Below are 23,740 nucleotides of genomic sequence, written 5' to 3' on the forward strand. Positions count from 1 at the left end.
GGCCTTTGCCCAATAAGGAGGACATTCTTATGGACAGCTGGAATCACTACCTTTATAACCTTTATCAGCATATCAATGAACAAGACCGGAAGATCCGCTCACTGGAAAAGAGGCTACAGCACCTTGAAGATGATTCGTATCAGAACCAGAAACAATCGGTTGAAAAAATCGAATATAACTTCGATCAGCTAAAAATCGAAAACCTGAATGGAACACTTCATATCGGCTTATCACCGGAAGATTTAGAAGGTATTGATGATTTTTCTGTGCCAGACGCCGAAAAATCATCGCTACAACAACAGCTGGCAGCCGATTTAAACAGGTATTTAGATGAAAATGGCGAACAGATTATTTTTGATATTGCTGCACAAAAGCATGTTTCACGGGATAACATAGATTCGGATATACTTATTGAAGACATGGCAAAACAGCTGCCTGAACGCATCGCATTTTATCAAAATGAAGTTACGCAAAATTATCGGGGATTGAGCGAAAACCAGCTTAAGGATCATATAAGCGAGCAAATCAAACAGGAAATCCATCACTCCCTGAACAAATACATGGAAGGGGATGAACCGCAAAATGAAAATGGAAGTCCATAATTGGGATCTGAACGTCGGAAATGTTGAGATCACCACCGTAACAGCATCTTCCGTGTTTTTAATCGGTGACAATGACGAATTTGCCCTGTCGTCATTTTTCGATACCCCGCCTGAAGCGGCAGCACTCGGATCAATTGTCCCACTGGCCAGTTCCAGTTAAGGTGATTTTATGAAGGAAAAACGAATTGCTTCTGCAGGCTATGTCAGTTTAGGCGGGTTAACATTCAGCGGTATTTTTAACATCGGTGATACCAAGCATATCCAGTCAACATCGAAAGGCATTGCCTTACAAAAAGAAGGTGCACGGTTTAAAGCTGAAAATAATATTAATTTTAATGATTATTCCTTGTTTAACCGTGAAATGAATTTACCGGAAATCGTCACACCGGTTCAAAAAGAAACCATTCATCATTCAGACACAATAAGCGTAAATAACATAGACATTATCGGTATCAGTGAGGCAGCTTTATTCCAGATCGGAAATCTCGAAAAATCTTACAGTGAATCAAGAATAAAACACTTCCGCAGATATTCCAGCGTTTAATTGCACACAGGTGCTTGTCAATTTCATAAACTATCACAGCAAGATTTAACAAGCTAAGCAGGTGTTTTTATGCCATCAATAGTGGGACCAATTAAGATTAACAGTGTCGATGGGGGCGTCATGAACTTCGGCGACTCATTCTACCTGGCGCCAAAAAGTACGTCGAAAACGAGTTCCGGTTCGGGGTCTTTTAACACCGGCGATTTCATTAATACAAACAATGGTGTTAGTTCAACTAATCCACTTGATCCTGATGTTAACGACCAAAATGTTTCAGGAAACGCTTAAGGTCTGCACAGCAGATGCTGCGCAGACCTTTTGCTGTGTTCCATTTACTAATCTCGGAGTCCGTCTCCTTTCTGCAGCGTATATTCTGCCTTCTGTTGATATTGCTTTCTTTCTGCAGAAAAATTCGCTGTTCTGCAGATATTGTACTCCATCTGTCGATAATTCCACTCATCTGTTGATATTCTCGATCTTCTGCAGATAGCCATGCTGTTCTGTCGATAATCTGTTTCATTTGCAGATAACTGCAGCGATTTTTTTACATGTCTTCGCCGGCTGCAGGTAAACACAAAACACTATTCATACGGTCAAATTTTTAATTCCAGCTGCCGAGCGAAGAAATAAAGGTATGCTGTATTGACCGGTTCCTTCCAAATACGTTCCAGAGCCTGTTTATACAGATTCATTTGCACCTTGTACCGTTTGGAAAGATTATCCTTTACATGATCAGTCACTTCGCCTGTAATTGCATCTGTCTTGTAATCAAGAATAATCCAGCCATCATCCATAGGGATCACACAATCAATAACCCCCTGGATCAATACGTGTTCATCTGATTCACCCGTCCAATTGGCATAGACTTCGTTTGCGGGCAGTGTCAGGCTGAACGGCACCTCGCGATAGACAATCGGGGCGTTCATGACCAGCCGGCCGATGCCGGTTTCAAAAAATGCCTCAACAGCTTGAATATCAATGACATCTGCTTCCTTGCTTGTCAACATCTCCCGTTCGACCAGTGACTCCACATATTCGGCAACTTCATCAGGCTGCATTGGTTTTTCCAGTGGTATATGCTGCATCACAGTATGCATAGCGGTTCCGCGTTCGGCAGCCGTAATCATCTGCTGTTTTTGCATAAACGCCGGACGCTTGACGATTGGCGGCTGAAACTTCTGGACAAGCTGATCACTGCTGTATTCATCCTTCAGTTCACGCTGCCGTTTTATTTCCGTAACGGTCTGCTTGGCACGGGAATGTGCTGCTTGTTCATATGGGTAAGTATACGACAGCCGGTTATCTACGGCCTGATCATATACATTGTCATCAATATCAAGCGGTTCCCAGTTTACAATATTTTCCCTCAGTCTGCTGGCTTCTTCAGTGTCTTCCCCGTCCAGATTGGCGAAAGAACTCCCATGCACAATCGATACGTTCCACTCAGACGGATCAATCCGGATGGCTTCAAGCACCTGATCGGGTACTTCCATTGTCCGCAAAACATCGTTCGTCTCGTGGCGGATTAATGCGGGGCCGATCCAATCCAAATATGTTTTCGACTGAATGCGGTAATGCGCAGGCAAAATCCAGCCGGAATGATCGATTATCTGCTCCCACTTCTCCTGCTTTTTGGCAAATGACGCGACATTGCCGACCATCAGAAGTTTTTCTTTAGCCCGTGTCAGCGCGACATATAAAACACGCATTTCTTCAGCAAGCATCTCTCGCAATTTTTCCTGTTTTAAAGCATGATAGAACAACGTGGGATACGTGATTCGTTTAACCGGATCAATGTATTTGCTGGCAAAGCCAAGGTCTTTATGCAACAAATAGCGCCGGCTCAAATCCTGCATATTAAACTGCTTATCCATGGCACCAAGAATGACGAGGGGAAATTCGAGTCCTTTACTCTTATGAATTGTCATAATCCGAACGACGTCTTCCTGTTCACTGAGCGCTCTTGCAGCTCCTAAATCGTCACCGCGCTCCTCCATTCGTTCTATGAACCTCAAAAACCTGAATAAACCGCGGAATGATGTTGTTTCGTAGCCTCTTGCCCGGTCATAAAGCGCCCTTAGATTAGCCTGCCGCTGCCGTCCTCCCGGCATGCCGCCGACAAAGTCATAATAGCCTGATTCCCTGTAAATCTGCCAGATTAGCTCTGATAAAGCTCCCTGCCGAGAAGCAAGCCGGTACTGTTTCAATTTTTCCATGAAATTAGCCACTTTAACGGCTGTACCACCTGTATTCTGCCTATGGAACGCTGTCAGCGCATCATAGTAGGCTCCGCGTTTGTCGGCTAACCGCACCTGACCAAGCTCCTCCTCATTCAGCCCGACAATCGGTGATTTCAAAACAGAGGCAAGCGGAATATCCTGCCTTGGGTTGTCAATCACTTTCAGCAGATTCAACATGATTTTCACTTCGATTGCCTCAAAATAACCGGTTGAAAGCTCGGCATAAACAGGAATGCCCTGTTTTTTCAACTCATCCACAATCGTGGGCGCCCATGTCATGGACCTGAGCAGAATAACCATGTCACGGTACTGAACATCCCGTTGTGTATCAGTTGTTTTATCATGGACTTTCAGCGGATCCTTATCTTTCCGGCCAATCCAGCTTTTAATTTTTTCCGCATAGGCACGCGCTTCAAGCTGTGCTTTCTCCAGATCCTGATAGTCTTCTTCTTCCGGCGTTAAGTCCTCTTTTTCTTCCGGTGATTCACGGTCAATAATGACAAGCTCAGGCTCCGGTTCAGGGTGAGTCAAGTCATCGTACATGTTATTCGCATAAATCAGTTCAGCATCCGGTTCATAATCAATCTCACCCAGTGACTCATCCAAAATCTGTCTAAAAATATAGTTGGTGCCTGAAAGAACTTGCTCCCGGCTCCTGAAGTTGCTAGCCAGGTCAATCCGCTTCGCTGACAGCGCATCACTGGCAAATCGTTTATATTTGTCAATAAAAAGTGATGGTTCAGCATGGCGGAATCGGTAAATGCTTTGTTTCACATCACCGACCATAAACATATTTCCGGGACCCTGCTGATCACTTATCAGTGACAATATCGTTTCCTGGACAAGATTCGTATCCTGGTACTCATCAACCAGAATCTCCGTAAATTGCTTCCTCAGGTTAACAGCAACATTGGACGGTATGACACCCCCGGGATTTGATGTATCGTCCATTAACAGCTGCAAACTGTAATGTTCAAGATCGGAAAAATCAACAATTGCCCGTTCGCGCTTTTGTTCAGCAAATCGGGCTTTAAATTGTTTGACCACTTCCGTCAGCTGTCTGATGACCGGAGCCAGTTCCTGCATATCGGCAATATGACCATCCAGATTACGGCTGAACCACCCGTCTTTCATGTTGTTCCAGCGCTTTTTATAATTGTCCCGCAGCTTTTTTGTTTTTTCTTTCTTTGTTTCATCACAATCGGCTTTTTTTCCGGATAATCGCGCAAATGAACTGGATGCCATAAACTGCTGCAAACCATCCCAGGAATCAAGATTTTCTTTAGCCTCGTACAAATTAGCAAGGTCGGATTCGATTGTCTCGGCGTAATGATATGGTCCATCGCTTTCCCTGGTTATATCCATTGCCAGTTGCATTTCCTGATTGATTGCTTCAAACTCGTTTCTGACTTCCTTTTTGATGATTGAAAGCCAGTCCAAATCGCCCTCCTGCCAGTCTTCCGGAATGTCATAAACGTCTGCAAGTCCGTCAAGCCACTCCTCCGGCCAGGGATTCTTTATTGCAAATGTATATAAATCAAGGACAAGACTTTCTACATCCGTATCACTGCGGTCACTGGAGAAACGGTCAACCACCGCGAAAAAGTTTTGCTGGTCCTCTGCTTCTTTTCCATACCAGTCTTCAAACAGATCATCAATGACTTCCTGCTTGATCAGATCAGCTTCCATATCATCAGCAATCCGAAATGACGGATCAATATCGAGCAAATACGCATGTTGCCTGACGATATCAAGACAGAAGGAATGCAATGTCGAGATCGATGCGCGCTGCAGGAGTGATAATTGTTTTTTCAAATGGCTGGACTCCGGATCATTTGCCAAAGCCTGTTCCAGTGCCAGTCCGACCCTGTTTCGCATTTCCTGGGCTGCCGCATTCGTAAATGTGACAACAAGCAGTGAGTCAATATCTGCCGGGTTTTCTCCCCGCAGCAGTTTTTGGATAATCCGCTCCACGAGCACAGCCGTTTTACCCGATCCTGCTGCAGCAGCAACAAGCACGTCACTGCCGTCCGTATAAATGGCTTCCTCCTGTTCTCTTGTCCAGTTCACCATCATGATCCCTCCTTTCCACGGAGCTTATCCAGAATTTCATCATCCTTCATATCGGTCAGTTTACGGTAGTTATTTTCTTCTAAACTTGAGTCAAATTGACAGACAGAAAGAAATGGACAATAGGTGCATGCTACCTGTTGTTTATACTGATACGGATTTAAATGCACACCGCCTGATGTCATATCAATGCCTGCTTGCGTCATCAAATGATGGATGTGGTTTTGCAGGCTATGGAACGTTTCATTATCAGCAACTTTTGAACCGCTGTAAAAATCGCCGTTCTTTTTAACACCTGCCGGGATGATCTGACTTCTCCCCGATTCCAGCGTCGTATCCATCATTTTGACAATTTGTTCATCCGACAGCAGCAGCCCCTGCATTTTGTACTTTTTAAACAGCTCTTTTTCGATTTCCTCATCGGACATTTTCATGCTGCCAGACACCATTGGATTATGAACGTGGAAGTAGAGGACGCCAGCCGGTGACGCTTTTACCCCAAGCCATTGTTCAGATTGGGAAAGTACAACATCCAGATACGTCAGCATCTGCAGGGCCAAACCATAATAAACCTCAAGCAGACTTAATCCTTTTTCGCTTGATTTGTAATCAATAATCCGCAAAAATAACCCTTCCGCACTTTCAGCCTTATCAACCCGGTCAATCCGTCCGCGCAGCATTAATTCAAATCCATTCGGGAGCGGCAGTGTTACCGGATTGAGTTTCTGGTTATCACCAAAACCAAGCTCAAGCCCTACCGGTGAAAAATCACTTTGGCGTGCCTGCTCACTTAAAATATAGGTTGCGCGTGTGATAACGTCCTGCAATTTTTGCTGGATATATTTATAGCGGTTTGAACTGTGCAAAATCTGATGCTGCAATACAGGTGCAAGTTTCTCGACAGCCTGCTGCGCATAACCGGCACCTTCCCTTTGGGTTAATTGCGAGAAATCCTTGCCTGAGTTCTGAATCCATTCGGTGATTTTTTTCAGTGCTTCATGAAAAAGCTGACCAATATCAGGTGCATCGAGTTTATATATTTTTCGTTCCTGCAGCTGCAGACTGTATTGGGCAAAATGCTGATATGAACAACGGTAATACGTTTCAAGCCGTGACACACTGGACTTCACCTGTTTTGGATACAGCCGTTCAGTTGTCTGCTGTGATAAGTTAACCGGCTGATTTTGGTAATACAGACTTTGCAAAATGGTATATGTCGTACTGTATTTGGGCTGATTTCGCATGTACCAATTCAAAACATGCCACCATACTTCTTTCACCGGGTACCCTTTGCGGCTGCGGGCAAGCTGGGCAGTCAGCGCTGATCTTGTTTTAATCGGTGTGGTGATAAACCGCTGGGCATCAGTCAGCTCTTCAGGGTCTTGGAGCAACAGATGATCACAGCAAGCAGGAAACAGATCCTCCACCCGCTTAACCAGCTGTGACGGCATTTTTGATTTACCCTCCTCATCACTGAGCGGATAGCTGATCCATAAATAATCTTGAGCCAAAGTGAATGCCAGATACATATAAAACCAGTCATCCAGCAGTTTCCGTTTACTGCTCTCCGCCAGTTCCATTCCCTGTTCTGCCAGAATGCTGCGCTCCTGCTCATTAATCAGCCCATCCTCTGCCTGGTTCATCGGCCATACGCCATCATTGACGCCAAGCAAAAATGAGCATTGCATGCCGCTGATCCGGGAACGGTCAATCGTGCCAACAATGACATGGTCAATACTTGGCGGAACGTGAGCGAATGTCAGTGACTCAAAACCCGCTTCGATTGCAGCACGGAACGTTTCCATCGTCATCGGCTCTTCACCGGCCATTTCAACCATTTCATCCAGCAGCTGAATGACAGCATTCCATACTTGTTCCTGTTCACGCGCTTTTTCAATTTGGCCTTCCGCGTCAAAGGTTTCCCGCATTTTTTCAAGCCGGCCGGGCACATCAAGCTGTTCCAGCAGCAAATAGATGATTTCACATCGTTTTCGTACCGTTTCAGCCTCGCGGATTTCCTTGTCAAATTCTTGTAAAGCAAGGACCACCTGATTCCGGTACGCATTAATCCGCTGCTGTGTCTTCCTTTCTGCATCCGTCTGGGCTGATTGGTCAAACCCAAGGAACCGCTGAAAGACCCATTCGTTATCAGCAAACCACTGTTGCCGGGACCGGACGCCATATTCAAGCACATAATTCTCCAGTTCATCGATCGCATCATCAGTCAGCGGATGGTTGGCATCACGGGACGGGATGAATCCTGTTTTTAACACTCGGAAAACAGCATCATAACGCCAATTCCCTTCGACGATATCCATAACCGAACGGATAAATTCAATCAGTGAGTGATTCAGCATGCTTCGTTTTTCATCGATAAAAACAGGTATATCATGGTCATCAAAAATCGTATCGATCAAATCATGATAGACATCGGTCTGACGAATAAAGACCGCTATATCTCTAAAACGATAATGCTCTTCCCTGACAAGACGGAGAATTTCCTGGGCGACTCCTTCGACTTCTGCACGCGGGTGAACCGCCTCGGCGATCTGGATAGGCACTTCATCGTCATATACAGGTGCAGGTCTGACATCAAAGTACTGTTCCAAATGAGCAAAATACGGGCGGTTCTGTAACCATCCATCATCCCGGTCCAATATGCCCGGTTCTTTTATGGGAATGTTATTCTCCTGTGCGATTGTCCGCAATGTTTGGTATGTCTCTTTTGTCTGATAAAACAAATCCAGTTCAGAAAGATTATCCTGGTCCGGGATATCAGCTGTTAATGCCACCGTCACCGAATTGCATTTTTTCATCAGGGCTTCGACAACAAGCAATTCCTTCGGTGAAAACCGGTGAAATCCGTCGATATAGATATCAGCATTCTCAAGCTGCGGCGCCGCCTGTATTTTATCGGCAAGCAGCTGCAGCTGATCCTCACTATCAATATATTTATCTTCCATTGCACGCGTCAGGTTTTCATAGATATAAGCCAGATCATTGAGCTTACCCGCCAGTGCAGCCTCACCAGGTTCTTTATGAACAAATTGCTGCATCTGTCTCATTTGCAAATCCAGCATTTCCGGTGTAATCCGGTAACGTTTGAACTCAGTAATCATGTTCTCAAGCTGTTCCAGAAAACCCTGTTTCTCCAAAGCCTTCTGAAATATATCCCATTCACTTTCTTTTTCGGCGATTATTTTACGGAGCATCATTTGGGTTCCGACCGAGCTGATGAACTGTTTGGTGCTGCCGCCGGTTTCCTGCATAACGCGCCATGCAAGCCGCGAAAAACTGACCACCTGGGCACGGATGCTTCCTTTGATAGCTTCATCCTGAAATAATGCGTATTCCTGCTGAAATGTCATTTGATCAGGCACAATATAAAAGATTGGCGACCCTTGTGGGTTGTCGGTTAATTGTTGCCGTATATCATTCAAAATCCGTTCACTTTTGCCGGTTCCGGCTCTGCCTAATAAAAATCGGACTCCCATACATTCCGCCCCCTGCAAATAATAGGCTGTTTTCTAAAAGATTGTTGATTATAACACAAAATCCATAAGCTGCGACGTAACTTAAGGTATAAGTTGGTGCGTCTTCTACCGCTCCGAAAATACACGCCGCTTTCCGCGGGCGGCTGGTGAGCCTCCTCAGGCTGACGCCCTGCGGGGTCTCACCTATGCCACTATAAAATAATAAAACCTATTTCTCATTTTAACAGAGAAACAGGTTTTAGACACTTTACAAACGTATGTTTTTCATTCCAGCAAACGGCCGGATAATAACGGCTGACGATCTATAAATGCCCGATTTGTTCAACTAACATTCAGTGGGAAAAGCGCCCACTGAATGAAGTTTCTACTTTTCCCCGAAACTTAATTGCATTTCTGAGAACGGCCAGTACTTGACATCCACTTTCCCGACAATTGTTTCGGCGTTAACAAACCCGATTTCACGGCTATCGAGACTTTCGCCGCGGTTATCTCCCATCACGAACAGTTTTCCTTCAGGCACTTCGGTTTTTCCAGTGACACCTTCCAGCGTGAAATCTTTCGTATATGGCTCTTTATCGCTCATTTTTCGAAATCGCTTCAGAAAAGGTTCTTCTATATATTCACCGTTAATATACAATTTATCATCCTTGTAAACAATCTCATCGCCGGGCAAACCGACGACCCGCTTGACATAATCATCCTGTTCATCCGCATGGAACACAACAATATCGAAGCGTTCTATATCTGTCAGGTTATAAACCACTTTATTGACCATCAATAGATTGCCGTCATACAACGTTGGTTCCATTGATTCGCCATTGACAATATAACTAGCAAACAAGTTAGACCGGAAAATAATGGCCAGAACCAATGCAAATAGTATGACCGGCATTATTTTACGAAAATATCTCTTATTCATTTCAGTTTCCTCCAGGGTATGACAAGTTTCTTGGCGACATTCCACTTATACTAGTCTACCCTGTTTATTCACTTTTTAACCTGTTCACGCTCGGAAATTTCCCTTATGATCGTCTTTCGTTGCAGACGCCTCTCAATATATTTCCCAAACAGCCAGAACAGGACAATACAAACTCCGACAACAATTGTTCTGACCGGCTTCTGTGCAAATTCAACGATGCTCGAACCGACAAAGGCAATCGAAAAAATCATGACCGTCTTACCCATGAGTACCGCCAGGATAAACTGCCGTATATTAATTTTTGACAGCGCCGATACAACGTTGATCACCGACGACGGGGAGAATGGAAAACACATTAATAGAAAGAGCGGACCGAAACCATGCCGCTCCACCCAAGTGGTCACTCGAACCACTTGCTTGTTCCGGCTTATTGCCCTGAATAACCGTTTGTCCCCAAGTTTTCGAATAAGTAAAAATACCATTATCGCACCGACGCATGCCCCTGCCCACGATAATATAAAACCTTTCCACAGACCATAAGCCGCTGCATTGGCCATTACGAACACAATCAGTGGCAAAAATGGGAGGAAGGCCTCAATAAATGGCAAAAGAATGCCCGGTAAAGGCCCCAGACTTTCGTATTCATTTAACAAATGCTGGAGATACTCGTCCAACTTGTCCTGCTCAAGCCAAATTCTCCAGTCCATAATGCTGACGTTTAACAAATACATGTATCTTTGTCCCCTTAATCTGAAGCGTCTTTTTCGTCTATTTTCCAGTATAACTGTTTTTGTTTTAATTTATCCGTCATTCGTAGATTCAGCAGCCATTACCGAAAATTTTACTTTGGTACGCCTTTTGACAAGGCTGTATATACCTCTTTCTCTCCATTTTACCTTATATAAAATTTTTTAGTGTATTTTTTGTTCATTTTATCATATAATAAAATGCAGAACTAATGTTCGGTTACGGAGGGGATGACATGCGCTATCTGAATGACGAAGAATTACAGCTTGCTTCACGCTTCCTGTTTCTTTCAATGGCGATGGTGGTTATTCAGCAGGATCTTTACAACATCCGGAACGGCACATTTAAAATAAAAGAACCTTATATAGACCTTTTGGAAAAAATGAATACCGAAGCCGCAAATGAACGCAGAAGGCTGCAAAAAGCGATGCAGGATCAAAAGATTCGGGTCGTTACACTGAATAAAAATGATTCCTTTTCATCTTACTTATTTCTTTGCAGGGGACGTGAAGAGAAGCGAAATTATTTTAACCCGGCAATCCGCAAAAAAGTGGAAACGATCATTCAGGAACTTATGCAAAAGGCTCTGCCACTTTATCAGCAGCATGATTCTGCAAATACTTGATACGGTTGTCCAATAAATACCGGTATTGCGCCGTCCGCTGCACCTGATTGAGCATTGAACCAAATGAAATTTCAAAAAGAATGGATTTATGATTCTTAAAAACTATCTCCGTCTGCCTTCCCGGGCCCTGATTTACCTGGTCAATATGTGAATGGGCAATCCATGAACATTTTGGGTTGGCAGGCGAAGTCGTGGGAAAAAAATACATGCCGCTGGTTGGATCAATGGAGACGGGGGCTTTATGTGTGATACCGCAAATGCCGCGTGTTCCATCCTGTCTGCCACGCAGGCTGCTCCCAAAGAACTTGCATGCATAATCAATAATTTTACTTGGGGGGTGGGGAACAGAATATTCTTCGTGCTCTTCCAAAACCAGTGTACTGGTACTTCCGTTTTCATTCTGCTGCGCGATAACTGCCATTGTAAGGGGAGTCACTTCGTGTGATGAAGAATAAAAATTATCTATCATTCTTTTTTCATCCTTTCATGTATCATGAAAAGAAAGAGGTATACCTATAATTTACCAATTCTAAATAAAAAAGACAATATAAATTTCACTATTTTCTTAAAATTACCCCGAAAGTGCGTGTTCAAAAAACAGAAGAGGTGCTCCGCGTTGCCGGAACACCTCTGCGCTTATTGTGCTATCCATTCACGCAGGTTCTTCCGCAATATTTTCCCTGTCGTGTTCTTCGGCAGTTCGTCCATGAATTCCATTTTCGACGGAACTTTATATTTGGCCAGATGTCCTTTACAAAATTCCAATAAAGCCGCTTCATCCAATGAAGAATCGCTTGCGACAATAAAAGCAAGAACGGATTCGCCTGATTCGGGATGCGGTGTTCCAATCACAGCCGCTTCCGCTACACCGGGATGGTCATAAAGCACCTCTTCCACCTCGCGCGGATATACATTAAATCCACCCACCAAAACCATATCTTTTTTCCGGTCGACAATATAAAAATACCCTTCATCATCCATTCGTGCCATGTCACCGGTGTAGAGCCAGCCATCTCTTAACGCTGCAGTCGTTTCTTCCTCCATTTTATAGTAGCCCTTCATAACATTCGGACCACGAACAATCAATTCGCCGACTTCACCAGGCGGCACTTCCTCGCTGAACTCGTCGACAACTTTATTTTCCACATTGAGAATACTGGTCCCAATTGAACCCGGCTTGCGCGGACGGTCAAGCGGATTGAAACATGTAACCGGTGAGGACTCCGACAGCCCGTAACCTTCAGAAACCTTGACATCGAAAGCCTTTTCAAAACCTTTCAGCAGTGAAATCGGCATCGCTGACCCACCGGAAATACATAAACGGATGCCAGAAAAATCACTTTGACCGTTTTCGGCACTTTGCAGCAGATAATTGTACATAGTCGGCACACCTGCAAAAATGGTTGCTTCATGAACACGCGCAACCCGGAACACTTCCTGTGGTGAGAATTTCGGCATAATCAATACCGTTCCGCCATTCATCAGCGGTGCATTCACCGCAACCGTCAGACAGAACACATGGAACATCGGCAATGCAGCGATCACCCGATCTTCCCCGTTAATGGTTAAATAATCAGCAACGTCTTTCGCATTCGAGTAAATATTTTTATGGGACAGCATGGCGCCCTTTGGTTCCCCCGTCGTTCCAGAGGTGTAAAGAATAATCGCCGTATCCTCATCATCTGATCCCGGATCGTCAAACCCCAGGCTGCCTTCCTCGATCATTTGCGTAAACGATTTCATTTTTGCTGATAACGGACTTTTGTCGTGTGCTATATCGGCACCGCTTTCACAAGTTATGTAATACCGGACATCAGGAAGCTGATCTGCAATCGGCTCAAATTTCTCCAATAACACATCCATTGTGATGATTGCTTTCACATCCCCATTCCGCAAAATGTAAGACATTTCATGTGATGTGTACATTGGATTGACCGGAATGACTACGGCACCCATACGCAATGCGCCGTATAACCCGATAATATAATATGGGCTATTTCCAACGACAAGGGCAATATGGTCCCCTTTCTTATAGCCAAGCTGCTGCAGCCGAGAAGCAAATTTTGTCACGGCGCCTTCAAGCTCTATATAGCTTGTTTCCTGGTCCTGGAAAATATAGGCTGGTTTGTGACGGTTTTTTCTCGCGGTCATTGTTAATTGTTTAGTTATATTCACAGTTTCTCTCTCCTTGAATTGAATGAATAATCATTCATTTTATTGTAAAACAGCAACTATGGAAATTCAAGAGAAAGCGCTTGCCAAAACTGACTTAAAAACCGGCCCATGAATTATAGAGCCGGCTTTGCACTGTATTAATACAGCAATTTAATAAATTCATCTTTTGGAATTTTGCCAAGGTAATACGGGACATCAACATCTGCCAGTGCTTCCTGGATTGCTTTACGCTCATGGCGTACGTCTGTCAATTCATTTTCAAGATCGCTTATTTCTCCCAATCCGAAAAAGTCTCCGTAGATTTTGCAGTTTTCAATCATCCCGTTTTTAACATCAAGACGAACATCGACCAGACCAGCATCAAACTTATGTGATGCCTGCACGTTGAATTTAGGTGACCTGCCATAGTTCCATTCCCATTTTTGGTAGCGGTTTTCCGAGATTTTATGGATTTCTTCCCAATCGGCTTCAGTCAGCTCATACTGTGGCACATCTTTGACATCTTCCACATCAAAAACGTATTTCAGAATCATTTCTTTAAACTCGTCCATCGAAATCTTTTCATCAAGATACTCAGAGATATTGGCGACACGGCTGCGAATTGATTTGATGCCTTTTGACTCGATTTTTTCCTTATTTACATTCAAGGCTGATACGACATTTTCAATTTCTGAATCAAGCATCAATGTACCATGGCTGAACATGCGTCCCTTTGTTGAGAACATGGCATTCCCGGAAATTTTGCGGCCTTCAACAGCCAGATCATTCCGTCCTTTCATTTCAGCAGGCACCCCCAGCTTATTCAGTGCGTCAACAATAGGCTGGGTAAATTTCTCGAAATCCTGGAAGCTTTCCCCGTCATCTTTCGTAATAAAACTGAAATTAAGATTCTGCTGATCATGGTAGACCGCACCGCCGCCGGAAAGCCTGCGGACAACTTTAATGCCGTTATCATCCACGTATTCGGTATTGATTTCTTCAACTGAGTTCTGATTCCGGCCGACGATAATCGAGGGGTTGTTGATATAAAATAATAAATATGTATCTTTTTCCCCGAAATTCTGCAAAATATATTCTTCGATTGCCAGATTTATAGCCGGATCGGTAATGCCCTGGTTATCAATAAATTTCATGATCCGTCCTCCCTTTGTAATTCTAACGTCCTATTTTGTAGTCTAATAAAAATATCGGTTTCAGGCAAAAATTACGACTTTTCCCACACGAGACCTTCTGCTGCGAGTTCAATACTCCCGTCGAAGTATTGTTCTGCTTCTTTTACCAGATCATTGTTGTCACGATATTGCGGCAGATGGCTGAGAATCAATTTTCCGACATTTGCTTTATCAGCGATCACAGCCCCCTCCTTGCTTGTCATATGCCCTGCCGATGAGCCATCCTGATCTTCATAAAAGTTACAGTCCGCAATTAAGAAATCCGCATCTTTGGCAAACTCATACCATTCTTCCTTAAAGGCGGTATCGGCGGTGTAAACAAGTGTCGTTCTTCCATCGGTGATCCGCATGCCGTAGCATGGCACCGGATGTTCCGTCTTTAAAAACGTGATGGAGAACGGGCCAGTTTCCAATGTTTCGCTTGGCTCGTATGCGACTCCTTCTGTTTTTTTATGTGTTAATGACTTGAATCCTTCCTTATCTTCCGTATGACCATATATCGGCAGGATTTCATTGCTTTCATGAATATAGGACTGGACCAGCCATGCATACTGCAAAACGCCGATATCGGCTACATGGTCATGATGATAATGGGACAGAATGACCGCATCAAGATCCATGACATGTCTCATGTTTTGCAGTTTTGACAATGAACCGCTTCCGGCATCAATCAGTAATGTAAAATCATCTTTTTCCAGCATATATGCTGACGTTGCTCCGCCCGGCGCAGGATACCCGCCCCAACAGCCGACAATCGTTATTTTCATAAAAAATCACCTCAAATTTAAATTTTGTTGTAACACAGTATTGACATGTTGCATACTGTTATAATACAATGAGTTTACCAAATCAAAAGGGGATGTTAGACATGATGAACGTTGTTGAGTTTTTCAGAAATCTGCCGCGAAAAAAATGCCGCAATTGCGGTCACGAGATGTATGAGAAAGCTGACTGTTACGGCAACCTTTGTGACGAATGTGACCATCCTGCGAGATAAAGTGAAACTTCATTTTCATTTTACTGTACTATCCACTGCCTTTCCATTGATACAGCTGTTTTGATACAGTTGTATTTTTTTATGCTTTCATAATTATTCACTGTAAAACGGACACTTATCCCGTGATTTTTTATAAAAATCTCGGAAATGATGTTAAATCAGTTATTTTTATTCTATAATTTATTAGAGAAGCGAAATAATCTGGAAGGGAGTAATGTTATGACCACACAAACGAAACGTATGACACGAACTGAAGTGCCTGAAGAACAGACATGGGATTTAACTGACTTATTTGCTTCCCGCGAAGAATGGGAACATGAATTAAAGGCCCTTCAGGCAAATGTCAGTGATGTTACCCAATTTAAAGGCAAGCTGGTATTAAGCGCCGAAAATCTGTTAAACGGTCTGAAAGCAAAGAAAAATTTTGAAAAGCGACTGATCCGTGTAGCGACATACGCCAATCTGAAATCGAGTACCGACGGATCTGACCCGCAAAACCAGGCGGATTCCGCCAAAGTATCAGCTGCAATGGCCGCGATTGGTGCGAAATTATCCTTCGTTGAAAATGAACTGCTGCAATTAACGGACGATATGATCGACCATTTCATAAGCGAAGAACCGGAGCTGGAAACGTACCGGAAAATGCTTGATGACATATTGGAGAAAAAACCGTTCACGCTGGCGCCTGAAATTGAAAAAACACTCGCTGCACTTGATGAGGTACATAGTGCACCATTCATGATCTATGAACGGAGCAAATCCGCTGACATGCAATTTGATCCTATAAAGGACGGTGATGGCAATGAGCTGCCAATGTCAGCCGCTCTTTTCGAGGACAGTTACGAATTATCAGCTGATACAGATACCCGCAGAAATGCGTATGACTCATTTATTAAAACACTGAACCAATACAAAAACACGTATGCGGCAACATACGCTACTGAAGTGACAAGACAGGTTACAATGTCACGCCTGCGCACCTATAATTCGGTAACGGATATGCTGCTTCAGCCACAGCAGGTAACCAAAGATATGTATCATAATCAGCTGGATGTCATCCAGGAAGAATTGGCACCACATATGCGCCGTTTCGCGAAACTGAAAAAGGAAAAACTCGGACTTGAGGAAATGCGCTACGCCGATCTGAAAGCGCCGCTTGATCCGGGGTTTAATCCGGCGACAACATATAAGGAAGCGACAGATACGATACGTGAAGCGCTTCAGGTTATGGGGTCGGAGTACAGTGATATCATTCAGAAAGGGATCAATAACCGCTGGGTTGACCGGGCTGACAACGTCGGAAAACAGACCGGCGCATTCTGTGCCTCTCCTTATGGTGTTCATCCCTATATCTTAATAACGTGGACAGACACGATGCGGGGAGCGTTTGTCCTGGCACATGAACTTGGTCATGCCGGGCATTTCTATCTTGCCGGCAAAAATCAGTCGCTTGTAAATACAAGTCCATCAACATACTTCGTAGAGGCACCATCAACTTTGAACGAATTATTGCTTGCCGACCATATGATGGCCAATACCGATGACAAGCGGATGAAACGCTGGGTAATCAGCTCGCTGCTTGGAACCTATTACCATAACTTCGTGACCCATCTGCTGGAAGGAGAATTTCAGCGCCGCGTTTATGCATTGGCTGAAGAAGGAACACCGCTGACAGCAACGGTTTTGTCCGAGCAGAAAAAAGAGGCAATCGAAAACTTCTGGGGAGATGCCGTCTCGGTAGATGAAGGAGCCGGTTTAACGTGGATGCGCCAGCCGCACTATTATATGGGCTTATATCCATATACGTATTCAGCCGGTCTCACGATTTCGACCGCTATGGCAGGAATGATCCGCGAAGAAGGTCAGCCGGCCGTCGATCGCTGGCTGTCTGTATTGAAGGCCGGCGGTACGATGAAACCACTCGACCTCGCTAAAACAGCAGGTATCGACATGTCGCAGCCTGATGCCATCAGAGAAGCTGTTTCCTATATCGGCAAGCTGGTCGATGAACTGGAAAAGAGTTATGAATAGGAACACTGTGTCCCGGTTTCGACTGGGGCACTTTTTACATCTGGAAGGTTTGTCCGGTGATGCTTCTGTTGATAGTGCCTGTATTCTGTCGATACTATTACTCTTCTGCAGATAAATTTTCTCTTCTGTTGATATTACCGTTTATCTGTTGATTTCCCCCGCCTTCTGTTGATTTAATTTCTCTTCTGCAGATTCCTGGCTTCTTCTGCCGATATTCGCCATGAGTCATTTAACTGCACTATGAGAATGGTATCATCAGCATCATTGAGAGAATCAATTTGAAAGTTCTTACCGTGCTATCCACAACCGCGGAATTTATAGTTTCCTATTCAACAAAAAGATCGGCATCAAACATACGATTTGATGCCGATCTCAAAAATTAACCATGCAAATATTCCATTACATTAGCAACTGCTTTTTCCCCTTGATCAATACAGTCCGGTATGCCGACGCCTTCATACGAACTGCCGGCTAAAAAGACGCCTGGAAGCTTCTGCCTCATCCTTTGCCGTACGTTTGCAATCCGTTCGGTATGTCCGACGGTATACTGTGGCATTGCATCTTTCCAGCGGCTGATAACGCTGAATTCCGGTTTTGCTGTTATGTCCATGGTTTTTTTCAAATCACTCAGGACGATGTCGGTAATCTCGTCATCTGATAAATCTACAACAGACTGATCACTTGGCCTGCCGACGTAGCAGCGGACAAGTGCTTTGCCTTCGGGTGCGGCATTTGGCCATTTTTTATGTGTCCAGGTGCATGCCGTAATCCTAAAGTCGCTGTTTCGTGATACAACAAACCCGGTTCCGTCGATATCTTGTTTAACCACTGATTCGTCAAATGCCATGGCGACATTGGCAACAGAGGTTGCCGGGATATCCTGGAATTCATCGAATACATCAAATTGACTGAACAGCTTCGGCATAGTATCATGCGGGGTTGCCATCACAACCGCATCCGCCTTGTACACTTCACCATTGCTCAATAAAACGTGGTAACCATGCTCTTTCTTCTCGACGTGATCAACTCCGATGCCGAGCGAAACACTATCGCCCAGGACTTCCTCGAGACGTTCAACCAACGTTTCCAGTCCGTTTTCGAACGAGTAAAACATCCCCTGCTTTTTTCCGCCTGATTTTTTTTGAACCTTTTTTTCCGGCATTGTTTCCCGAAGGCCTTTCATCAGACTGCGATGCTCCCGTTCAAGCTGATAAAAGTTCGGAAATGTCGCCATAATGCCCATATCATCAAGGTCACCGGCATAAATCCCCGACAGAAGCGGCTCGATTAAATTCTCTACCAACTCATTTCCAAAGCGCCGGCGGAAAAATCCTCCCAGTGACTGATCGCCTGTTTTTCCTTTTGGCAGCACAAAATCCATTCCGGCACGAAGTTTCCCCTGAGTTGAAAAAATACCCGAAGATAAAAATGGACGAAGGCTAACAGGGACTCCCATATAAGAACCTTTAGGTATTTTATGCAATTTGTTATGAACAAGAATAAAGGATTGACCGGTGCCATTTCGAACCAGCTGATCACTTAATCCGAGTTCTCTGACCAGTTTAACACCTGGCTGTTTACGCGATAAAAATGAGTCAGGCCCCTGCTCAATGACAAAACCATTGCGTCTGGTTGTTTTGATTTTGCCGCCAAGCCGGCTTCCTGCTTCGACAAGCTTCACCTCACACGGCAAATCCTTTTCGTTAATCTCTTTTTGCAAATAGTAGGCAGCGGATAAACCTGTTATGCCGCCGCCTGCTATCAATATCTTTTTCGAATTACTCATCGCACTTCACGCTTCACTTTTTTCATGACAACATCAGCAAGTGTGGCAATGAATTGCGGATTGGCATTCGGCATTTCCGGACGGTGATAGCTTGCCCCAAGTTCATCACAAACCACCTTACACTCGTAATCATTGTCATATAACACTTCCAGATGATCAGCAATAAAGCCGACCGGCGCATACACAAACGAACGGTAGCCTTTCTGCTCATATAAATCACGGGTCAGGTCCTGAACATCCGGTCCAATCCATGGATCAGGGGTGTTCCCTTCACTTTGCCAGCCGATTGCATAATTTGTGATCCCGGTCGCTTCAGAAATCAGACGGGCTGTTTCTTTCAGCTGGTCAGGATACGGGTCGCCGTCTTTCAAAATCTTTTCCGGGAGACTGTGTGCGGAAACGACCAGGGCAGCTTTTTCCCGCTCTTCCGCAGGCATTTCATCATAAACGGCACTGATCTCGTCAGCCCAGTATTTGATAAAGCCCGGCTCGTCATACCAGCTTTCAACTGATTCAATGGAAATCCCGTATTTTTCAGCTGTGTCATTAGCACGCTTGTTATACGATTTGACGCTGAATGTTGAATAATGCGGTGCCAGAACAATTGAAACAGCTTCCTCAATACCATCTTCCGCCATTTGCCCAACAGCATCTTCAATAAACGGGTGGATATGCTTCAGACCAATGTATGCCTTGAATTCAACATCATCCTGAGAGGCATTTAATTTTTCTTCCAGCGCTTTTGTCTGTTCTTCCGTAATTCTGGCAAGCGGTGAAATACCGCCGATTGCCTTATAGCGGTCTTTCAAATCCTGCAATGCTTCCTCGGATGGCTTTCTTCCATGGCGGATATCCGTGTAGTACGGTTCAATGTCTTCTTCCTTGTAAGGCGTTCCGTAAGCCATCACAAGCAGTCCCAATTTTTTCTTTCCCATTTGCAACACCTCATCAGTTTCAATTTATCGTTTCGAATACGTATGAATAAGCTCTGTCAACCTCTTAAGTGTTTCCGGCTTTATGTCCGGTGTGACACCGTGACCAAGGTTAAAGACATGTGCTCCCTGCTGTTCAATGCTTTCATCTAAAATGGCTTTCGTTTTCGTTTCAATTGTGTCCCATTCGGCGAGTAGCACTGTCGGATCAAGATTACCCTGCAATACTTTGGTAACTCCCAATTCTCTTGCCTCACGAATGGACGTGCGCCAATCAAGTCCGATGACATCAATCGGCAAATCGTTCCATTCCATCAGCAGATGCCGTGCACCAACACCGAACACAATCAACGGCACATTTTTTGGTCGGAGTTCCGTAAAAATCCGATTCATAACCGGTTTGATATAATACCGGTAATCCTCTGCGTTCAAAGCGCCGACCCATGAATCGAAAATTTGAACCGCACGGGCACCGGCATCAATTTGTGCCTTCACATAAGCAACCGTCATGTCCGCCAGTTTATCCATCAGGGTAAACCACACATCCGGCTGACTGTACATGAGTGCTTTGGTTTTACTGTAATTTTTGGATGGCCCGCCTTCAATCATATAACTTGCCAATGTAAACGGGGCACCACTGAATCCAATGAGCGGCACATTTAGCTGTTCTTCCGTCAAAAGACGAATCGTATCAAGTACATATGGCACGTCCGTTTTCGGATTAATCATCCCCAGCCGTTCAACATCCTGAAAATTCCTAATCGGGTTGTCAATCACCGGACCGATGCCCTTTTTAATTTCAACGTCTATGCCAAGTGACGGCAGCGGTGACATAATATCCTTATACAAAATAGCTGCATCAACTTCGTAGTGTTCCACTGGAAGACGCGTAACATAGGCGCATAATTCCGGCTGGTGCGTAATTTCAAACAAGGAGTATTTTTCCTTCAGTTTGCGATATTCTTGCTGCGATCTGCCCGCCTGACGCATAAACCATGCAGGCGTATAATCCGTCTTTTCTCCGTTGTATGCTTTCAAGATTGTATCATTAAAATTATTCGTCACTTACTTCACCCTTTTTCTCAACGTAAGTACAATTGCCTAACTTTAACTATAGCGATATCCCGTTTTATTGTATAGAAAACACCGGGGATTGTCATCAATTTGTCTAAATTGGGATTCGTTTTCAGCCCTGCTACCAGCATTACCTTCACATGGGCAGTTCAACCGTATTTGATTTCTGTCCTTCCGTTTTGGTCAGCGGATCATACGGGACGACATAGTACCGTGATGAACCGAAAATCCGAAGACGTTCAACTGTAAATTCGCTGGCTCCTTCCACTCTGCCGATCCGTTCGTCGAGCCCTTCCTTTTCCTGATAAACATGATAAACAATCCGGTCATCTTCAGGCTTCGTCCATTCAAGTCTGCCATTGAATAAGGAAAAGCCGCCAAACGAATAATCGCCATGTAATGTAATATTCTCCGGCAAATCAATCGGTTCCGGCAATGCCGCCACATTGTCCGGTTTTTCAAATGATGCTGCCAGACTCTTCCGTTTATCAATTTCTGTTAAAATATCTTTTGTCAGTTTAGTCGGCATCTCACTTCCTGTTGTCAAATAATGATTTTCATCAGACGTGTCATACCCCATCCAGGCGGCACTCACATACTCTGGTGTGTAGCCGACAAACCACGCGTCTTTCACTGCCCCTTCAACATGCGGATGCTGGGTCGAACCGGTTTTGCCAGCCAGCGCTTTCGGAAAATCGCCCGCACGACCGGTGCCATCTGTGACAACGCTGGATAATATCTCTGTCATGTTCCAGGCTACTTGCGGGCTGAACACTTCAGCGGTTTTGGCTTCTGCTTGATGGATAACCTCGTCTTTCCTGTTGATGATTTGCTCGATCGCAAGCGCATCAATTATCTCACCGTCATTCACAAACACGTGGTAGCTTTCTGCCATTTGTAAAGGTGTCACACCTTCTGATAAGCCGCCTAACGCGATTGCCAATCCCTCGTCATCAATCGGCATGTTCAGTTTTTTCAAATACTCCTTCGCATACGAAATGCCTATTTCGTTTAACAGCCATACGGAAGGTGCATTTTTCGATTCCACCAAAGCATCATAAACAGAAACCGCACCAGCATACCGGTCATCATAATTCGTTGCCGTATAGCCGTCTATTTCCATTTTTTGGTCAGGAATCAGCGAATACGGCCGATACGTTTCCTGCATCATGGCGGGACCATACACAGCAAGTGGTTTCATGGCCGATCCCGGTTGTCGGTTCAATGTCACACGATTCAAATCACCTATTTTGTAATCCCTGCCCCCGATCGCTGCAGCAATTTTTCCTGAAGCCTGTTCGAGCATCACGAAGGCACCTTCAGCCCCGTCGGTATTCCCCGGAAAATAGGACCCATCCTGAATTTTTTCATAGGCAGCCTGCTGAATCTCAGGATCGATGTTAACAACTATTTCATAGCCGCCGCGCTGTAATTCTTCAGCCGACAGCTCGTATTCATCTTCTGCCTCTTTTATCACAAGATCAATATAACTTGCAGCCCATGGTTTAGGCTCATATTCCTGCACATCCAGCCCAAGTGTTTTCCCTTGTGCCGCCAACCGTTCCTCAGTTGAAATCGTTCCGGTTTCCTCCATTGCCTGCAGAACAATATTCCGCCTGTTCTCAGCTTTTTCGGGATGATGGATTGGCGAGTAGCCGTTCGGTGCTTTCGCCATCCCTGCCAAAAGCGCTCCTTCTGTTAAGGATAACGCGTCAGCTGATTTATTAAAAAAATTCCGGGATGCAGCTTCAATCCCGTAGATACCTTCACCAAAATAGATTTCATTTAAGTATAATTCCAGAATGTCGTTTTTGGTTAAGGTACGCTCCAGGTGAATGGCAGCCATCACTTCTTTGGTTTTGCGCAGCCACGTTTTATCATTGCTTAGAAATAAATTTTTCGCAAGCTGCTGAGTGATTGTGCTGGCGCCTTCCACTTTTGCCATTGCCACGATATCCCGATAAACGGCACGGACAACTGAAATGAAATCAACTCCCGAATGCTCATAAAATCGCCTGTCCTCTATAGCTATGAATGCTTCCTGGACATGGTCGGGAATACTTTCGAGCGAGACAGGTATCCGGTTTTCATCATATAACTTGCCGATGACCATTCCATCATTTGTTTCAATCGTTGTTGTGGCATCAAGAATCATATCCTCATCATCCGCGATTAGACCTCCGCCGAACAGTATGACAGCATATCCAACGATTGCGATTCCCAACATGAAAGTTAGTGAAAGCAACAGCCATTTTAGCTTTTTCATCTTATGTGAATTCACCTCAAAATCAGTATACGACAATTTTTGCAGTGATGAAAGAATTATATTTAC

The 23,740-nt window shown here is 44.5% G+C and carries 19 protein-coding genes; 7 read left to right on the forward strand and 12 right to left on the reverse strand.

Translation table 11 applies throughout. The annotated features are described in order from the left end of the window. Positions 1–29: 29 nt before the first annotated feature. The 4 genes from gerPC (at position 30) to VK097_RS10650 (ending at position 1,434) form a co-directional block, all read left to right on the forward strand. Positions 30–602 carry a spore germination protein GerPC gene (gene gerPC, locus VK097_RS10635; protein WP_324211786.1) on the forward strand — a complete coding sequence of 191 codons (573 nt, stop codon included), beginning with the start codon at positions 30–32 and terminating at the stop codon, positions 600–602. Further along, entirely contained in the window at positions 583–762 is a 180-nt protein-coding gene (locus VK097_RS10640) for a spore germination protein GerPD (protein ID WP_324211787.1), read from the forward strand. Before gerPC ends, VK097_RS10640 begins: the two co-directional genes overlap by 20 nt. Before the next feature lie 9 nt (positions 763–771). Beyond that, entirely contained in the window at positions 772–1,146 is a 375-nt protein-coding gene (locus VK097_RS10645) for a spore germination protein GerPE (RefSeq protein WP_324211788.1), read from the forward strand. Positions 1,147–1,215: 69 nt separating this feature from the next. Continuing rightward, on the forward strand, positions 1,216–1,434 hold the full coding sequence (locus tag VK097_RS10650; protein WP_324211789.1) for a spore germination protein: 219 nt from the start codon (positions 1,216–1,218) through the stop codon (positions 1,432–1,434). 305 nt (positions 1,435–1,739) lie between these two features. Here VK097_RS10650 and addA read toward each other — a convergent pair whose 3' ends face one another. The 4 genes from addA to VK097_RS10670 all read right to left on the reverse strand — a co-directional run bounded on the left by addA (position 1,740) and on the right by VK097_RS10670 (position 10,600). Continuing rightward, on the reverse strand, positions 1,740–5,459 hold the full coding sequence (gene addA / locus VK097_RS10655) for a helicase-exonuclease AddAB subunit AddA (protein WP_324211790.1): 3,720 nt from the start codon (positions 5,457–5,459) through the stop codon (positions 1,740–1,742). Beyond that, entirely contained in the window at positions 5,459–8,950 is a 3,492-nt protein-coding gene (addB, locus tag VK097_RS10660) for a helicase-exonuclease AddAB subunit AddB (RefSeq protein ID WP_324211791.1), read from the reverse strand. Before addB ends, addA begins: the two co-directional genes overlap by 1 nt. A gap of 364 nt (positions 8,951–9,314) precedes the next feature. After that, a complete protein-coding gene (gene lepB / locus VK097_RS10665) occupies positions 9,315–9,869 on the reverse strand; it encodes a signal peptidase I (protein ID WP_324211792.1) in 555 nt (184 codons plus the stop codon). A 68-nt stretch (positions 9,870–9,937) separates the two neighbouring features. Further along, positions 9,938–10,600 carry a TVP38/TMEM64 family protein gene (locus tag VK097_RS10670; RefSeq protein WP_324211793.1) on the reverse strand — a complete coding sequence of 221 codons (663 nt, stop codon included), beginning with the start codon at positions 10,598–10,600 and terminating at the stop codon, positions 9,938–9,940. Between the two features lie 251 nt (positions 10,601–10,851). Here VK097_RS10670 and VK097_RS10675 point away from each other — a divergent pair, with 251 nt between their 5' ends. Continuing rightward, the gene (locus tag VK097_RS10675) at positions 10,852–11,241 is read left to right on the forward strand and encodes a YhjD family protein (protein WP_324211794.1); all 390 of its coding nucleotides are present in this window, start codon (positions 10,852–10,854) and stop codon (positions 11,239–11,241) included. Here VK097_RS10675 and VK097_RS10680 read toward each other — a convergent pair. The 4 genes from VK097_RS10680 to VK097_RS10695 form a co-directional block, all read right to left on the reverse strand. Beyond that, positions 11,189–11,710, reverse strand: coding sequence for a competence protein ComK (locus VK097_RS10680; RefSeq protein WP_324211795.1), 522 nt, complete (start codon positions 11,708–11,710; stop codon positions 11,189–11,191). The genes VK097_RS10675 and VK097_RS10680 overlap by 53 nt on opposite strands. Positions 11,711–11,877: 167 nt before the next feature. After that, positions 11,878–13,416 carry a fatty acid--CoA ligase family protein gene (locus VK097_RS10685; RefSeq protein ID WP_324211796.1) on the reverse strand — a complete coding sequence of 513 codons (1,539 nt, stop codon included), beginning with the start codon at positions 13,414–13,416 and terminating at the stop codon, positions 11,878–11,880. 137 nt (positions 13,417–13,553) lie between these two features. Continuing rightward, positions 13,554–14,549 (reverse strand): lipoate--protein ligase, encoded by a 996-nt coding sequence (lplA, locus tag VK097_RS10690; RefSeq protein ID WP_324211797.1) that lies wholly within the window; start codon positions 14,547–14,549, stop codon positions 13,554–13,556. Positions 14,550–14,620: 71 nt separating this feature from the next. Continuing rightward, on the reverse strand, positions 14,621–15,355 hold the full coding sequence (locus VK097_RS10695; protein ID WP_324211798.1) for an MBL fold metallo-hydrolase: 735 nt from the start codon (positions 15,353–15,355) through the stop codon (positions 14,621–14,623). Between the two features lie 101 nt (positions 15,356–15,456). Here VK097_RS10695 and yhfH point away from each other — a divergent pair, with 101 nt between their 5' ends. Continuing rightward, positions 15,457–15,585: a protein YhfH gene (gene yhfH / locus VK097_RS10700; RefSeq protein ID WP_324211799.1), complete on the forward strand. Its 129-nt coding sequence runs from the start codon at positions 15,457–15,459 to the stop codon at positions 15,583–15,585. Between the two features lie 219 nt (positions 15,586–15,804). Further along, positions 15,805–17,616: an oligoendopeptidase F gene (pepF, locus tag VK097_RS10705; RefSeq protein WP_324211800.1), complete on the forward strand. Its 1,812-nt coding sequence runs from the start codon at positions 15,805–15,807 to the stop codon at positions 17,614–17,616. Positions 17,617–17,995: 379 nt separating this feature from the next. Here pepF and hemY read toward each other — a convergent pair whose 3' ends face one another. The 4 genes from hemY to VK097_RS10725 form a co-directional block, all read right to left on the reverse strand. Next, positions 17,996–19,402, reverse strand: a complete 1,407-nt coding sequence (hemY, locus tag VK097_RS10710; protein WP_324211801.1) for a protoporphyrinogen oxidase — start codon at positions 19,400–19,402, stop codon at positions 17,996–17,998. Further along, complete coding sequence (gene hemH, locus VK097_RS10715; RefSeq protein WP_324211802.1) at positions 19,399–20,337, reverse strand: ferrochelatase; 939 nt, start codon at positions 20,335–20,337, stop codon at positions 19,399–19,401. The genes hemY and hemH overlap by 4 nt, the downstream gene beginning before the upstream one ends. 24 nt (positions 20,338–20,361) lie before the next feature. Beyond that, positions 20,362–21,399, reverse strand: coding sequence for a uroporphyrinogen decarboxylase (gene hemE, locus VK097_RS10720; protein ID WP_324211803.1), 1,038 nt, complete (start codon positions 21,397–21,399; stop codon positions 20,362–20,364). Between the two features lie 145 nt (positions 21,400–21,544). Then, complete coding sequence (locus VK097_RS10725; protein WP_324211804.1) at positions 21,545–23,674, reverse strand: transglycosylase domain-containing protein; 2,130 nt, start codon at positions 23,672–23,674, stop codon at positions 21,545–21,547. Positions 23,675–23,740: the final 66 nt, after the last annotated feature.

Source organism: Lentibacillus sp. (assembly GCF_035301675.1).
Classification (GTDB): Bacteria; Bacillota; Bacilli; order Bacillales; family Amphibacillaceae; genus Lentibacillus.